General features: G+C 46.9%; 10 protein-coding genes and 2 pseudogenes. 3 read left to right on the forward strand and 9 right to left on the reverse strand.

Annotated features, from left to right (window positions below; translation table 11 throughout):
* Positions 1 to 2: 2 nt before the first annotated feature.
* The 4 genes from ACFQZT_RS30615 to ACFQZT_RS30630 form a co-directional block, all read right to left on the reverse strand.
* Positions 3 to 332 (reverse strand): PadR family transcriptional regulator, encoded by a 330-nt coding sequence (locus ACFQZT_RS30615; protein WP_379306454.1) that lies wholly within the window; start codon positions 330 to 332, stop codon positions 3 to 5.
* Positions 333 to 598: 266 nt separating this feature from the next.
* On the reverse strand, positions 599 to 946 hold the full coding sequence (locus tag ACFQZT_RS30620) for a VOC family protein (protein ID WP_379306456.1): 348 nt from the start codon (positions 944 to 946) through the stop codon (positions 599 to 601).
* 115 nt (positions 947 to 1061) lie between these two features.
* Complete coding sequence (locus ACFQZT_RS30625) at positions 1062 to 2306, reverse strand: MFS transporter (protein ID WP_379306458.1); 1245 nt, start codon at positions 2304 to 2306, stop codon at positions 1062 to 1064.
* Positions 2307 to 2671: 365 nt separating this feature from the next.
* The gene (locus ACFQZT_RS30630) at positions 2672 to 3007 is read right to left on the reverse strand and encodes a hypothetical protein (RefSeq protein WP_379306536.1); all 336 of its coding nucleotides are present in this window, start codon (positions 3005 to 3007) and stop codon (positions 2672 to 2674) included.
* On the opposite strand from ACFQZT_RS30630, the pseudogene ACFQZT_RS30635 reads away from it, so the two are divergent.
* A pseudogene (locus ACFQZT_RS30635) lies at positions 2975 to 3289 on the forward strand (LamB/YcsF family protein); the annotation flags it as partial. The gene ACFQZT_RS30630 and the pseudogene ACFQZT_RS30635 sit on opposite strands and share 33 nt — an antisense overlap.
* Before the next feature lie 83 nt (positions 3290 to 3372).
* On the opposite strand, the gene ACFQZT_RS30640 reads toward ACFQZT_RS30635, so the two are convergent.
* A complete protein-coding gene (locus ACFQZT_RS30640; protein WP_379306460.1) occupies positions 3373 to 6666 on the reverse strand; it encodes an S-layer homology domain-containing protein in 3294 nt (1097 codons plus the stop codon).
* A 674-nt stretch (positions 6667 to 7340) separates the two neighbouring features.
* Here ACFQZT_RS30640 and ACFQZT_RS30645 point away from each other — a divergent pair.
* Both ACFQZT_RS30645 and ACFQZT_RS30650 read left to right on the forward strand, forming a co-directional pair.
* On the forward strand, positions 7341 to 8150 hold the full coding sequence (locus tag ACFQZT_RS30645; protein ID WP_379306462.1) for an SDR family NAD(P)-dependent oxidoreductase: 810 nt from the start codon (positions 7341 to 7343) through the stop codon (positions 8148 to 8150).
* 86 nt (positions 8151 to 8236) lie between these two features.
* On the forward strand, positions 8237 to 8776 hold the full coding sequence (locus ACFQZT_RS30650) for a TetR/AcrR family transcriptional regulator (RefSeq protein ID WP_379306464.1): 540 nt from the start codon (positions 8237 to 8239) through the stop codon (positions 8774 to 8776).
* 119 nt (positions 8777 to 8895) lie between these two features.
* Here the strand turns inward: ACFQZT_RS30650 and ACFQZT_RS30655 are convergent.
* The 4 genes and pseudogenes from ACFQZT_RS30655 to ACFQZT_RS30670 all read right to left on the reverse strand — a co-directional run.
* Positions 8896 to 9075, reverse strand: a pseudogene (locus ACFQZT_RS30655) (ABC transporter ATP-binding protein); the annotation flags it as partial.
* Positions 9072 to 11861 carry a family 78 glycoside hydrolase catalytic domain gene (locus tag ACFQZT_RS30660; protein WP_379306466.1) on the reverse strand — a complete coding sequence of 930 codons (2790 nt, stop codon included), beginning with the start codon at positions 11859 to 11861 and terminating at the stop codon, positions 9072 to 9074. The pseudogene ACFQZT_RS30655 and the gene ACFQZT_RS30660, both read right to left, overlap by 4 nt.
* Before the next feature lie 18 nt (positions 11862 to 11879).
* Positions 11880 to 13679 (reverse strand): beta-glucuronidase, encoded by a 1800-nt coding sequence (uidA, locus tag ACFQZT_RS30665; RefSeq protein ID WP_379306468.1) that lies wholly within the window; start codon positions 13677 to 13679, stop codon positions 11880 to 11882.
* A gap of 35 nt (positions 13680 to 13714) precedes the next feature.
* The gene (locus ACFQZT_RS30670; RefSeq protein WP_379306470.1) at positions 13715 to 15268 is read right to left on the reverse strand and encodes a glycoside hydrolase family 43 protein; all 1554 of its coding nucleotides are present in this window, start codon (positions 15266 to 15268) and stop codon (positions 13715 to 13717) included.
* Positions 15269 to 15473 lie beyond the last annotated feature (205 nt).

The raw sequence follows: 15473 nt of genomic DNA on the forward strand, positions 1-15473 counted from the left end.
CCTTATACTAAGTTTTCTAACACGCGTTTTGCATACTCCCAATTGCTTTTGTTGCGATCGTAAGTGTTCTTGCCCTTTTCGGTAATCCTAAAATATTTGCGCCGTCCGCCCTGTGATTCATCGCCCCAATACCACTCGATGTCGCCGTCTGCTTCAAGCCGCCGGAAGCTGGAGTACATCGTGGCTTCCTTTAGTTCATATTCGCCGCCCGAACGCTCGGCAATCAGCTTGACAATCTCGTAACCGTAACGATCAGCTTCGGACAAGAGCCGTAAAATCATCGTATCCGTATGTCCGCGCAGCAGGTCGGATGTGATCTTGTTCTCGCTCATACAATCACCTCCATAACTGCATAATAAGACATATTACTTTGTCTGTAAAGGTAATATTTTAATTATATTACACTGTCTAAAATAATTTGTGCATCCATGAGAAAAACGTCTATCGACGTACTTTCGAAGATGATCGACCGCGTTTAGCGGAAGTTTTTATCGCCAATAGGAAAGTTGGTTAATCGCTTTAGCACTTTAACGAAGTTAAACTTTCCTATGTGGTAACAAAAAAACCGCGCAGAACGCGAGTTTCCTAAGGAGTATAATTATTTCTCCCAAAGCTCGATCAATCGACCTTCAGGATCTTCAATCCAAATAAACTTTCCAAATTCACTAATCTCTTTTTTCTTTGCAAGAGGTACACCAATGTGTTCAAGATGCTTAATAGTCTCGTTTAGATTATGCACTTGGAAATTTAACATCACTTGTTGTTCTGTTGGAAAATAACTGTCATTCTCGGTAAAGAAAGAAAAGATAGTCTCATTTCCTAATTGGGGTTTTATCATAGTCCCATTCCAATTTTCTATTTCAATTTTCAACACTTCACTGTACCATTTTTTTATAACTTCAAGATTCTTAGTTCTCCAAAATATTCCTCCAAAACCTTTTATCATCGTATCTAACTCCTGTCTGTCATCAAATTTTTAGCTATCCATTTCACGCTGCAAGAGCTCCTCCCCGAGTGCCTTCTTACTTGGCTCAGCCTCCCCTCCCTTTTAAGGGATCACCTCATGCCTGCCCCTGCAGCCTCCGAACCAGCTTACCCTGCACGAACCACGCATACACAGTAAATCCCGCCAGCAGCGCTCCCGCCGTTAACAGGAATGGCAGGGAGTAATGATTCCCGGCCAAAATGTACCCCGCCCAATAAGACGCAATCGTGTTGCCGATACTGCGCGAAACCGTCCGCATCCCAGCGAAAACATTACGGTCTTCTTCGGCAACGGCGGACATGCATTCGCTGTCCATCAAGTTGTTCAACATCGTAAAGCCAGTGCCTCGAATCAGCAACAGTACGGCGAAGACGGACCCCGGCATGGTAAGCGCCATCAGCCCTACCACTACAATGTTATAGAGAAACAGGAGCACGAAGGACTTGCGGCTGCCCATACGCTCCAATATGTACGGCACGAGAAGCGATCCGACAAAAAAGAACATACCTGAGAGCGCTAGAAGGCTGGAGATGCTGCTATCCTCCATCCCGAATCGAAATTTCAGGATGACGTTGAGGAACGGGCTCAACAGACCGAAGGTGAAGCCGGAATTAAAAATAAACAGCGCAAGCAGGAGCATGAAGGAATAGGCGTGCGCCTTCTTGGGCCGCTCCGAAGAAAGAACTGCGGAAGCACCCTTTTCCCCGGTTGCAGCAGCTTGGTCGTTGGCAGACGGGAGCAGCCAGCCCCTTAGAATACCGGAGAACCCCAAACAGCCGCCTGCCACGAAAAAGGCGTATTGGTACAGCGTGCTGTGCCCCGGCAGCCACAACGGGAGATAGCCCCCCAACCATGTGCCGATGCCGGTGCATAAGGTAAAGATCGCAAACAGCAGCGAGTAGGCGCTGGTTTCTTCTTTTTTCGTGCGGCAATATTGAAAAAGCAGTTGGATTTCCGAATTCACGATGGCGGCAATGCTCAGTGACCAGATGAGCTGTGCCGTGGTAATCATCCCGACGCCGGTGCCGATGCCAAAGATAATCAACGCAAAAAAAGCCAACAGCATGCCGATGACGAGCATCGTTTTGCGGCCTATGTATTTGACGACGAAGCCTGCCGGCAGACTGGTCAGTCCCACGGTCAGCGCTCCCAGCGAGGTGATGCGCCCGATGTCCTCTTTGGAGAAGCCGAGGTCCAACAGATGTAAGTTCAAGATCAAATTGAAAATGCCGGCGCCGATGCCAAATAGGCTTTCGGTTGCGATAAATCGTTTGACGCCGGGGGATAAATCACGGAATAAATCGACCGTATACGACCACATAGCTGCTCCCTTCCTCTTGCTGTATGCTCCTGTAAATACTCCCTCAAAAGAACATCGACTTCCTATATTATACCAGAATCACCTAATGCTTCGTATATGAAAACCTTCTAATCGAAATCTACATCCCCCACGCAATCCTGCCCGTTCGTTTAAAAATCGCCAAGGCTAACAACCGTCTTATTGTCTAATCATCTAGTATAGTTTCCTTCCATTTCCTGCTAAGGTAATTAGGCGTTCACCCAGTATAGTGAACGCCTAATTCTTAACCGAGTTCCCTATGAGAAAAAGCTGCTCAATTTTCGAAGAATCAGTGCCACTAATTTGGCTGGCGTCTTAGGTGAAGCTGGTGACTTGAGTAGTCCGGTTTAATTTTGCAGCAATCGGGCCAAGTGAATCAAGAGCTTGGCTTGAGCTTCTGTCAGCGCTTTGCCGCTCTGTGCGGCGAGCTCATTCATATACGCTTGGATCTTACCTGCCTTTGGTGTTATTATTGCCGCGGGCTTCAGCAGCTTTGGCTGTGTCAAGCTTCGAGCCAAGCGAATCTTTTTGTTTTGTCTTATGGCTATTCGCTTCGCAATCCGGCCTTCCGGCCATGTCGGTTCCCGCAGGCTTCGCCGGTCATCTCCCCGTAGGCTTCGAATTGGTCGGTAAGCCGTATGATGCCGCTGATCACTTCTGCAAACATCGCCTGCGGCTTCCACGGTGGGGACCCTCGCGTCATGCGCGAGACGGTGGCCCTTGCCAAAAAGTACGGTGTTTGCGTAGGCGCCCACATCGAGCTGCCCGATCGTGGAGGCTTCGGCCGCAGGTATATGCAAATGTCGACGAATGAAGTATACGATCTTTCGTTGTATCAGCTTGGTGCGCTCGATGCGTTCCTTCGTACGGAAGGAATGACTATGGCGCATGTGAAGCTTCACGGAGCCCTTTATATGATGGCATCCGACGATGCGACGCTCTCCGACGCCTTCACTGAAGCCATATAACGACTTCCTACGAATCACCGTAAAAATTCAATGCCCGAAAGCTCATAAATAAATGGCTTTCGGGCATGCTTTGGTACTAACTATTTCTGAATGACGATCATAATAAGTTTTTTGCCATTTGCTGCGATAGCAGTCAACTGATAAGTAACATAGGCGGCTCCGTTACTGTCCTTTCTGGTTCCGTCAGTTGTTGCTGTTACATTGCCATACTGATTAATGCCTACGGTACCTCCACTAATATGATCTACGGAGAATTGAATACCAAACAGATTGTTATATTGCCTTACCGGCCCACCGCTTGCAAATCCATAAAGCTTATGTCCATAGTTATCATAAATATACATGAGACTGAATGCGTTCAAACCTGAAAGGGAAGTCGTGGTTTTCTCGTTGTTAGCACCCATAAATACAGGTGCAACCGGATCGCTACGCACCATTACCGATGCTTTTGTTAAGACATCATTTCCAGTAATTGTTTTGTATACGACTGTAATGCTGGCAGTTCCCGCTTTTCCGCCAATGATATATGCTTTACCGCCTGGGCTATAAACAGCTTGAACGACTGATGAATTGGAGGATACGACGGAACTAATCTGTTTGGGCAAGGCTACCTGATTGCCTGCTGCGTCAGTTGCATACAAATATACTTCTTGCCCCAAATTACTGGTAGGCTTCTGCATATCAGAGATCGATAATTTAAATTCTTCAAAAGGAAGCTTGTTGAAGTCGGGATCATCGTTCGGAATAAGAGCGTTATTCTCTATCGCATCCCCTGTCGCAAACAGGGAGTAATTCGGCATGTTCCAAGGTATAGTCGCTTTATAAGTTAAGCTTTCATTAGAAATGCTGTTTGCATCAATGATTGTAATGTCACGATTCATTGTATACACGACAGATTCGGAACCATTCGAATTTACTTTGATAAAATCCACTTTGAAACCGGAAGCTTTACTAGTTGCATTTGCAGATGTAGCTACACGGTAAACATTGCCTAACTCTCTGAATCCGGTATTCCCTGCATAACCGGAGTTTCCATTTACATAAGCAAAAGTATTGTACTCTTTCCCTGAAGTAATGTAAGGAACCAATGCATTAGGCGCTACAGCACTATCAAGATGCTTTGTGATCGCTACCGTGACTCCGTCCATATTAATCGGAGTCAGTTTAAATTTGTAATAGACAACTCCAGTTACATTATTGATATCGGCTACATTCACCGGATTTCCCAATCCATCGGCAGCCAGGAAGGAGCCACTAGTGTCAAATTCCTTCCCGTATTGATCAACCGCTATGAACCTGAATTTTGTATAACCTCCGGCGACTATCTTCTGTGCAGGTACATAGCCGGCTAAAACGTCATATTTCAGATGATCCGGTACTCGTACGCTAGCAACTTTGAAAGATTTCGTCGTACTGCTGCTGACATTGGCCGAATTGATAAAGGCATTTACCGTTACCATACTGCCGTTTAAGGCGGTAACCTGGGATAAACGAATAGAGCCCCTATGCGGTCCGTAACTCCATATCATGGCGCTGGATCCGGTCGAGTCATCGGAATTCAATACCGAAGCGCCGCTAACGCCAATCTTAATGCGGTTTACATTCACGTCACTGATCAGATCTTCGACACTTAATTTATTGCCGCTCGCGTCATAAGCAATGATAGGGATGTACACGTCCGCATCGCCGGCTGCAATGACGCCTCCGTCGGGTTCGCCGATCTCCACCTTCGCAGATATTGATTTAGATCCAACCGAAATCTTGATGCCGGCGGCTGCGGCTTGGAGATAGACATTTGTCGTATATTCTCCCGCTTTATCAATATTTTCGTTAAGGTTCAGGCGAATTTCTGGGGTATCGGTGTTATCGTAATCCTGCAGCCCCGCTTTGAGATTCGACTCAAATGGCGAAACGACAATCTGCGCTTTCCCGGCTGTCGCGAGGTCATTATTGCTTGTTGCACCAAGTATCGTCTGGATTGCTTTAAAACCGAGTTCATTTCCGTATTGATCGTAAACCTGTAGAGGTACTGTAGCGGTTTCGCCTTTTTGACTTAGACTGCTTCCATTTGTGTATTTGACATTTCCGGAGGACATTTTTGTAATGAATGGTGCGACACCTACAGTAAAGTTTTTGCTGGCGGAAAGGTGCGTGTCGTTAAAATAAATATGGATCGAAATGACAGACACGTTTGACATCGAAGCGCTTCCATTCGAATCTTTACTGCTGTCAAACGTCAATTTCAGCAATCCGTCGTCTCTCCTGACGATTTGTGCAGTCTGGCCATTACTCAATATTACACTGTACAAACCAGCGGAAAAAGAAGCGTTTTCGCCATATTGATTCGTAGCCTTTACTAAAACGGAAGCGTTTTCAAATAATGAAATCGTATCGCCAGTATTGGCAAATTCAATTTTCTGCAGCTTTTCATCTTCGGCTGTAAACGTACCTGTAGCCGTTTTAATGCCAGCAGCCTCAATACCCCCAAGTGTGACTTGGTATTCGCCCGCACGAAGTGCGCTATCCGTCAACGTCAAAGTGGCTGTTTTCTTGTCATCGGACCATGCTATTTTTGTTGCAGCGTCGATTGATCCTTTCTTTAATGTAAGAGTAGCTTTTGAGGTGTCTACTTCTCTGTCCAAATCGACAAGAACCGTTTTAACACCGATTGCTTTAACGGATGTAATAGAAACTGGACCAGGCTTATGTGCCTCAGCATATGCTTGTTGTCCCTCATAAGCGCCAAAAACGAGATCTGCACGAGTAGCAAGTTTTGCTCCGTCGGTGTTTTCCGGTAACAGCTTGGCGGCAATTGCTTGCTTCACGGCGGATGTATACCAAGGACTTCCAGAAGTATCCACCTTGTTGCCGAGACCTTTGACAAGCGCTGTTGCCAATTGTCCGATTGTAATGTTGCCGCTGGGAACGAATGCAGGACCTGCAGCGGAATCACTCACGCCTTCGATAAGACCTGCCTTTTTCGCAGCTTCGATGTAAGGAATCGCCCAACTGTTAGCCGCATCATCTGGGCTTACGTCATTGAAGCTGGAAGTCTTTACGCTCATATCTACTTTGATACCGTAGACCAGCGTCAATACTTTTGCGAATTGCGCCCTTGTCATCATTTGATCAATACCGAACGATTTGTCGGCAACGCCTTCGAACACACCTTTGGCCAGCATCGCATCGATTTTCGTTTTCAGGCCTACGTCAATATTGGCCAAATCTTGAAAATCTGCAGACGTTTTCGCCTCTTCCGATGCTGCACTCGTGCTTGCAGATTTGGACGCTGTCATATCCGCCATTGCGGTCGATGAAATCAACGAAAAGGCCAATGCCATCGAAGCAACAGAGATGGAGCTTTTCTTCATCATGCTTACGACCCCCTAATAATTGAACTACTTTTAGTCTAGCGAAAGCCATCGTCGTTTGTTATGTCAGGAACGAAACTATATGTTAAATCAATAAATGGTGAAACGGTGAGCTAGTGAATTACCGCACTTTGAATACGCTTCCAAATTTGATAATTGTAATTTTTTTCCTGAAGCATCGAGTAGATCAATTCAGAGGTTTTCCATGGAAAATGGTTTCCTGCCAATAAAAACCAATATAAATATGCTGCCCTTGCTCCGAAATAGGAGAATAAATATAACTCAATTTGCACTTTCCCCTTTCCATTAAAGCTAATGATCAAGTGATATGTTTCCTGAACATTGATTTGTAACTGTTGAAGACTATCATTTAGTCTTTACATGACATTATTTATAGCTGTCCCCCCCCATTAGCCTTCATATGTGTGTAGCTGGATAAGATGCCTACATGTCCATCATCCCCACTACCGGACATATGATTAGAGTTATTATATGAAAACAGCTCTGTAGTCACTAACACTTTAACGACTTGTTAATAGTGTTTTGACGACTATGTACTTTCCGCCAACGACGGAAATTGCATTAGCCATTTTACTCGCTTGACAAGAAGCATTATCGAAGTTAAGATCGAGAAAAAAACATACACATGTATGTTTTTATGCAAAAGGAGGATATTCATGTCTGATTTCTCAAGCGTAAAAGGCAAAGTTGCAGTTGTCACTGGCGCTGCAGATGGCATAGGCAAAGCTATTGCTTTGTGTTATGCAGAAAATGGTGTAAAAGTCGTCGTATCGGATATTCATACTGAAAAAGGTTTGAAGGTAGTAGAAGAAATCCAATCCAATGGAGGAGAAGCGTCTTACTTTCAAACGGATGTAAGCATAGAAGAAGACGTGAAGGGACTGATCGACTTTGCGGTCGACACCTATGGCCGTTTAGACGGTATTGTGAATAATGCCGGTATCGGCGCTGACAATAGACCGACTCACGAATATACAACGGCCGAATTCGATAGGTTAACCTCTATTGACCTTAAAGGCGTATTTTTGGGGATGAAGTATGGGATTGAAGCGATTCTTAAGTCGAAGTCGCCTGGCGGATTCGTAATTAATATCGCTTCTATAGCCGGTTTAGCCGGGAACAGCTCTATGGGGATTTACACTTCGGCGAAACATGGTGTCGTGGGCTTGACCAAAAGCGCAGCGCTAGATTATGCGCCACATAACATAACGGTGAACGCGATTTGTCCGGGAACGTTTAGAACCTCGATTTGGGGAAATGCGCCTGAGGAAGTCATTCAACAATACGCAAAAATGATCTCTCCGAACGGAAGACTCGGTGACCCCAAGGAGATCGGTTACCTTGCCTTATTCCTTGCTTCGGACATGGCTCGGTACATCAGCGGTTCTGCAATATCAGTTGACGCAGGCTCCATTGCCGGTAAGATTACTCCTTCCCAATGGGTACACCCGGAAATTTTGGATTAATTCAAATACCGATAACGAGAATAACTTCCATCATTGGAGGTTATTTTTCTTATTGTGCTATAATCCGAAATAGGAGTTGAAAGGTTATGATCACAACAAAAGATAGCATGTGTGGAGTAGCTATAGATCTGTTTATAGAGATTGGTTATGAAAATGTTAGTATCAATATGATTTGTAACAAGCTTAACGTAACGCGCGGCTCTTTCTATCATCATTTCGATAGTAAGAATGATTTATTATTATATTGGTTTTCTTCCCAGGTGGAAAAGAATATCGTAGTTGATCTAAGTATGGGGTCTCCAAAACAAATTCTTAAGAAACTTGCTTTGGATTACGCTAAGATCATTCATGAAGTCGGCAACGATTTTATGTATCATATTCTGATGGCGGAATTTGAACTTGACGGGAAGCATTTTTATTCCTACTTTCATGCGGAAGGTCAGTCTATCGATTTAATCAATAAAGCCATCGAAAAGAATGAAATTCAATCTACGAAATCTGCGAAACAATTATTCGATGCATATACGTCTGCTATGATTGGCGCGATTGTTACATGGAAATTCGACAATGGTCGATTTGATATCGTAAGCAAGATCGAATCCATCTTCGATGCGATTTACAGATAAGTCACAGGAAACCAAATACGTGGCTGCAAAATCTAAAAAAGAGGGATTCGCTACCCCTCTTTCCTTTTTCCGCCAATCCGTCACCCCGCCACCAGCTCCGTCTCCGGATGCTCAAACTGACTAAGAATCGCCCTCGCGATTGTCAGCAACTGCTTCTGTCCTTGCGAAACATTGCTCGTTTCCTCATTCAGTTCCATCTTATACCCATCCGGCAACGTCCGGACAAAGTGATCGACTTGCGCTTCTCTAGCCGCTTCGATTACCGCTTCGTCGGACGCTTCCAGCCGACCAGCTCTTATAATGTAAAGCGATAATCGCCGCTTCCCGCTGTGAATACAATACGTCCATCTTCATAACGGGCATCCGGGAAATCGCCGGATACGTTCTTCAGATCATCCTGGTTGCCCGGAAGCATGATCGTGGCCGTCGTATTCGCCGGTACCTCGAAATGATAGGTTATACCTCGGTCTGCCTTCTCCCAGTTGGATCGAATGGTTCCGTATAGAGATTCATACGTTGCTGAAGCGCGCATAAGCGTCCCTCCAACGAGCGGTTTCAATATAAAGTGCTTGTATCCAGGGGTCTCCCAAACGGGACGAATTCCCGTTACGCCCGCGAAGAGAAAGTCGCAAACAGCACCATACGAATAGTGATTCAGAGATCCTGACAATTCGCCATCCGGCTTAATTCCTTTCCAGCTCTCCCAAATGGTCGTCGCACCGTTGCTGACGGCATACAGCCACGAAGGGCACGTATCCTGCTCCAACAACCGGAAAGCGATATCAGCATGTCCGTAATCCGCCAACACCTGAAGGATGAAAGGTGTCGATAGGAAACCAGTATTCAAGTGATAATCCTGTTCTTCGACCATCTGGGCCAGCCTGTCAGCGAGAGCTTGTTTCTTATCCGCATACGCTAATCCGAATGCTAACGTACGGACATTAGGCGCCTGCCTGCCTTCCAATATATAGCCGTCATCTTTAATAAAATATTGATTATATACGCGTCTAATTTTCTCATAAAGTGCTTGGTACTTGGCTTCTTCCTCTGCCTTCCCCAGCACAGATGCCATTTCAGCCAACAATCGGGTGGAATAGGCATAGTAGGCGGTTGACACATCCGGATGATTTCCTTTGGTTTTGGTCAAAACTGCCATGAGATCTCCCATTTCAGTGTCAGTTTCAAGCCACTCCCCCCAATGGAACCTCGTATCCCAGATGTAATCAGCGTCAAGTTCCCCGTCCGTATAATGTTGATAAGCAGGCGAATCTTGGTATAGCTCATTCGCATTCTTCGCACAGGCAGCCATGTAATCGACCCATGCCTTGGCAGAATCGAACTGATTCTCTAATATAGCCTTGTCTCCATAACAAAGATACATCGTCCATGGAATGATAACAGCCGCATCGCCCCAGCCTGCTGAACCGTCAAGAATGCTGGCTGTACCAGGTTTCGGCCTGCGCATGGCCACCATCGGGTTGTTATTTTGCTCTGTGAATCTTTCCCATTCCTCCACGCTGTGATGCCCAATAACAGTTGGCACTGTGCTGCCGACCGAACCGTCAGCGAATTGTTCCGCCGCTACGTCGGCCATCCACTTTTCAAAGAATGGATACACATTCATAAAATCCGACGCCGTTCTACAGAATACTTGGGCGTCCCCTGTCCATCCCGCCCTTTCCCGGGTTGGGCAATCGGTAGGCACCTCCATAAAGTTTCCCTTTTGGCTCCATTTGGAGTTGGATACCAACCTATTGATTAATGGATTCGAACAGGTGAAATCCCCCGTCTCACCCAAGTCGGAATACACCGCCACAGCTGTAAAATTCTCGGGTATTATTTCTCCTGGATAATTCTTAACGAGTACATAGCGAAAGCCGAAGATCGAAAACCGCGGACAGTAGCGCTCTTCACCATTACCAGCCGTAATGTAACGAATCTCTTGGAAATCTTCCAGTGTTCCGTGATCCGCTAGATTTTGTAGAGTAAAGTTTCCGTGCTTATCTAAGGTTTCCCCATGGATTAGAACAATCTCAGTCCCTGCGTCGCCTTGAACCTTCATTTCTACCCAACCTGCGATGTTTTGACCAATATCAAGAATCGTTTCGCCATTTGGCGTTCGTATTACTTTTGGCGTAAATCTTTCTTTCTCTCTTACCGCGACACTCCGGGTAGCAATCAAGTTGTCGAATCCATCGTCTGCGAGCCCAACAGGCTCCCAGGAGGAATCGTCATAAGAAGGTTGATTCCATCCCTCTATGTTGATTCTGGCATCATAAAAATCACCAGCTTTCATGTCCGATTTACGTAATGGTCCAAGGGACGTCTTAAAGGAGTTGTCACTGCCGATGATCTCGCGGCTTCCATCTTCGTAGTCCAACACGAGTTGCCCCAGAAAAGCTACTTTATAGCCAAAATTGTTCTTTAAACTTGCTCCACCCGTAGCCCCTCTCCACCAACCGTCCCCGAGAATGACACCTAGCGCATTGGGGCCTTCTTGCAAGAATGGAGTCACATCGTAAACTTGGTATTGCAGGCGTTTGTAATAAGAAGTGAAACCCGGCGTGAACAGATGGTCCGTGCCCTCGATTCCATTCAGATAAAAGTTGTACAACCCCTTCGATGTCAGGCAAGCTCTGGCCGATTTGAGCCCCTTCTTTACGATGAATTCCTTCCGGATATACGGAGCCGGCTTATAGGCGTGAATGTCTACTTCTTTCTCAGGTTCAATCCAACGGGCCATCCAATCCGAAGCATTCAACAATCCAGCTTCAAAGAAAGCGGGATCGCTGAAAGAGGACTCCTCTTCAAGATTACTCCAAACTTTAACTCTCCAATATATCCGTTCAAGCGATTTTAATTCCGGACCCTCAAACAGAATGCCCTGCGATTTGTCCGTCTCAACCTTGCCGCTGTCCCAAATCATGTTAGTGAAGCTCTCGTTCGAAGATCCTTGAACTTGATATGCGGTTTGTAAGACGTTTCTGCCATCACTCTGAAGTTTCCAACCTAGACGAGGCTTTTGCGTGTCCAATCCCAAGGGATTTTCCAAATACTCCGTTCGCAATGATACTACTTCCAACATGTCGGTGACCTCCCAAAGCTACGATTTATAATTAAAGTCAGGAATCGATTTCCATCTTTTACGCAATTCATGCGCCACGTATTTCGGCTTCCGGTCCCTGGTGAAGATCCCCTTCTTATTTCCTTGAACCCTAATGATGCTTTGGCTCGTCTGGAAGTCCGCGAAATTCCAAACCTGTTCGCCGATGAAATGCTCGAATTCGTCGAACACCTCGTGATTCGCGCGATAAAACTGGGCTTGGTACTCTTCCGTGAACATGACGGGATCGATGTCATGAAGTCCGGCGATGGTATCTGTCCCATACTCCGTCACCATGATCGGCTTCCCCGGGCAGCGCTTGCCCCAACCGTTCAATTCGGCTCGAAGCGCCATCTTTGCGGAATCGAAATCGCCGGGGAACGCGTACCAACCGTAGTAGCGGTTAATGCAAATGACATCGATCAGCTCCGCAACTTTGTCACATTCGGGAGTAGCCGCAATATGCGTAACGATGGTGACGGGTCTTCCCTGCGGATCGATCGCTTTCGCGAGTTCCACGAGGGGTTTGAAATATTCCGCGGCACCGTCTTCTTCGGAAGCTGGCTCATTCGCGATACACCACATCACGACGCTAGGATGGTTCTTGTCGCGGGCGATGAGCTCTCGCACCGCCTCCTGATGAGCTTCTTGCGTCCGCAGGACCTCCCAAGTGTTCCGCTTCTGTCCGTTGCTATGCGCAACCACATTAAAATTAAGATGCAAACCTACGGCCGGGGTTTCATCGATCACCACGATTCCCTCTTGGTCCGCCAGTCTCATCACTTCCTCGGAATAAGGGTAATGCGCCGTCCGGAAGGAATTGGCTCCAATCCACTTCATCAACTGGAAATCCATCACATTCGCAGCTTCGTTCAAGCCTCGGCCGTTAAGCGGCGTATCTTCGTGCTTACCGAATCCTTTAAAGTAAAAAGGCTTGTCATTAATCAGGAACTTTTCGTCCTTCACTTCGACCGTCCGGACGCCAAACGGTTGATCATACACGTCAATAACTTGTCCGTCTTGAATCAGTTGCAGCCTGAGTTGATACAGGTATGCATTGAGCGGCTCCCAGAGTTTCGCATTCTCGATGCGGATCGTGCCGGACAACCCCTGGCAATCTCCAACCGTGACTCCCGATTGATCGACGACTTCAGCCTTCACCTCCGCTTCGCCTTCGAACGTTGCCTCGAAGCGAACAATCCCCGTTGAGGCACTGAGTTCCGTTATGATGCTTACGTCTTTAATGTAGCTTCGAGGCGTTGTGTAGATTTTGACCGGTCGATGAAGCCCCGCATAGTTAAAAAAGTCAAAGTAAGGACTGTTCTTGACGACCTTGCCTACCCCCGGAACCTCCGACTCGCTATAACTGCCCATCGGAAGCGTTGTCTCGTCGACGATATTGTTCACCGCTACCGTCAAGCGGTTTTTACCCGCTTTCAAAAACGAATTGATCTCCGATTCGAATGGAGTAAAACCTCCTACGTGTTCCATGACCAGACGGCCGTTTACATACACCTTGGCCTTATGGGTCGCGGAACCGAAGCGCAGAACGATTCTCTCCGGGAGCAGTAGGCTCGGTACCGTAAAGTCTCTTTCATACCATACCCAGCCTACATGGTTTCGAATTTCAGCCGTAACCCCTGCATCATTGAAAGAAGAAGGTACGGACATACTAATGGTGTCAGTAAGAGGTGCGCTCTGCCACTCTTCCTGTAGTCCTGTTCCCTTGTCCAACTTAAAATTCCAAACTCCTCCAAGGTCGATCACACTGCGCGATTCCGTCAAGATAGGATATAACATGTCTCACAAGCTCCTTTTATAAAAGTGATATAATCTCACGCATGAGGCGTGTATTGAAACCAATCAAACGATGCGGGAACCGTACACGATTTGCCGTTACCCGTTGCATACAGACCAAAGTACACGCCCGTAAAGCCGCCGGCCACTTCGGTCGAAAGCAATGAGCACTCACCGGACCCAAATGGTTTACGCTCCCCATTCGGGGAAGAGTAATAGAACGAGTATTTAGCTGGCTCCGCTTCCAAACCGAGGATGATGTTCGAGCCTTCAAACTCTTCTTCGAGCTCCACTTTCCAGAGCGACCCGATCCGCCTGCGAAGGATCACTTGGCGTCTTCCATTTGCTCCACAGGTAAGCGCTATCTCATAATGGAACCTCTCATTCATATACACCGTAAGCCCAGCTTCTTCGCCTTCATGTACGGGTTCAAATAACATAAGCGTAGAAACACTGCATCGAAAATGCTGCTGTCTCCGTCCTATAAACGCCGGAGAACCGATATCACTTAAAGTTAAGGCTGAACCGTGAAGTGTCATCCAACCCATTCTTTCTTCTAGGGACCAATCCGCGTCCTGCGGATTTCTTAAGAAGTTCCACTCCAGCTGCAATCGGTTGGAATTAAAATCATCAACGTCAGGCGTAGGCGTTTCATCGACTACAAGCGGAAGCGTTCCGGCATCCATCTTCTCGGCAATCATGCCGCCCTCCCCGATCACCGGCCATCCGTCCGCGGACCAGGTAACCGGGGCTAGGAAGGTCTCACGTCCCAAATGGTGGTGCCGCCCGCTAAACGGAACGGATACGGGGCGAATCCCCAGGAAAACGGCCCACCAGCTTCCATCCTCCAGTTGGACGAGATCCGCATGGCCCGTTGCCTGGATGGAACTTCCAGAACTCCGGTGAGTCAGGATAGGATTGTCAGGATTGCTTTCGAACGGTCCGTATGGCGAATCACTCCTTGCGATCGTAACCATGTGACCATACTCGGTCCCTCCCTCTGCAATCATCAAAAAATACTTCCCGTTAACCCGATACAGATGCGGGCCTTCCGCAGATTTTCCACCCGTGCCTTGCCAGATGAGACGTCGTTCGGATAACAGTTTTCCGGACTCCAGGTCGATTTCCGCTTGATATATCCCCTTCGGCTCGTCCCCAAAGAATCCGCCGGTTCCTGTAATATAGACACGCCCATCTTCATCAAAAAACAGGGATGGATCTACACTCGGCCATTCCGGCCAAATCGGCTCGGACCAAGGCCCCTCCGGCTTTTCCGCCCAAACGTAGAAATTGCGGAACATTTTGACATTCGTCGTAATCATATAGAAACGGCCGTTATGGAAGCGGATGGTTGGCGCATAAATGCCCATTGAGCTTCTGCAGTCTTCCAGATCCAACTGGCTTTGGCGCGTGAGGCAATGTCCAATCTGCTTCCAATGAACAAGATCGCGGCTATGAAAGATCGGTACGCCCGGGAAATATTCAAACGTACTTGTGACCAGATAAAAATCTGCACCTACCCGACAAACACTCGGGTCGGGATGGAAGCCCGGGATTACCGGGTTTGAATATTGAATAGTCGAATCAGCCATTTTATCTCCCTTTCCTCGTTTGCCAACCTGTTCGGTCAACATCACGTGTAAAGTTCACGATTTTCTCTAAGCACAATTATCCTCTCACGAAAACAAAAGGATCTATTAACATCATAAGGTCAATCTAACTCACTCACTAACACTCTCACGACTTATCCATAACGTTTTACCGACTTCCTGTTTAGAAGCATTGGGCTAATGAAAA

This window comes from Paenibacillus sp. GCM10027628, from assembly GCF_042676385.1.
Taxonomy (GTDB): Bacteria; Bacillota; Bacilli; order Paenibacillales; family NBRC-103111; genus Paenibacillus_E.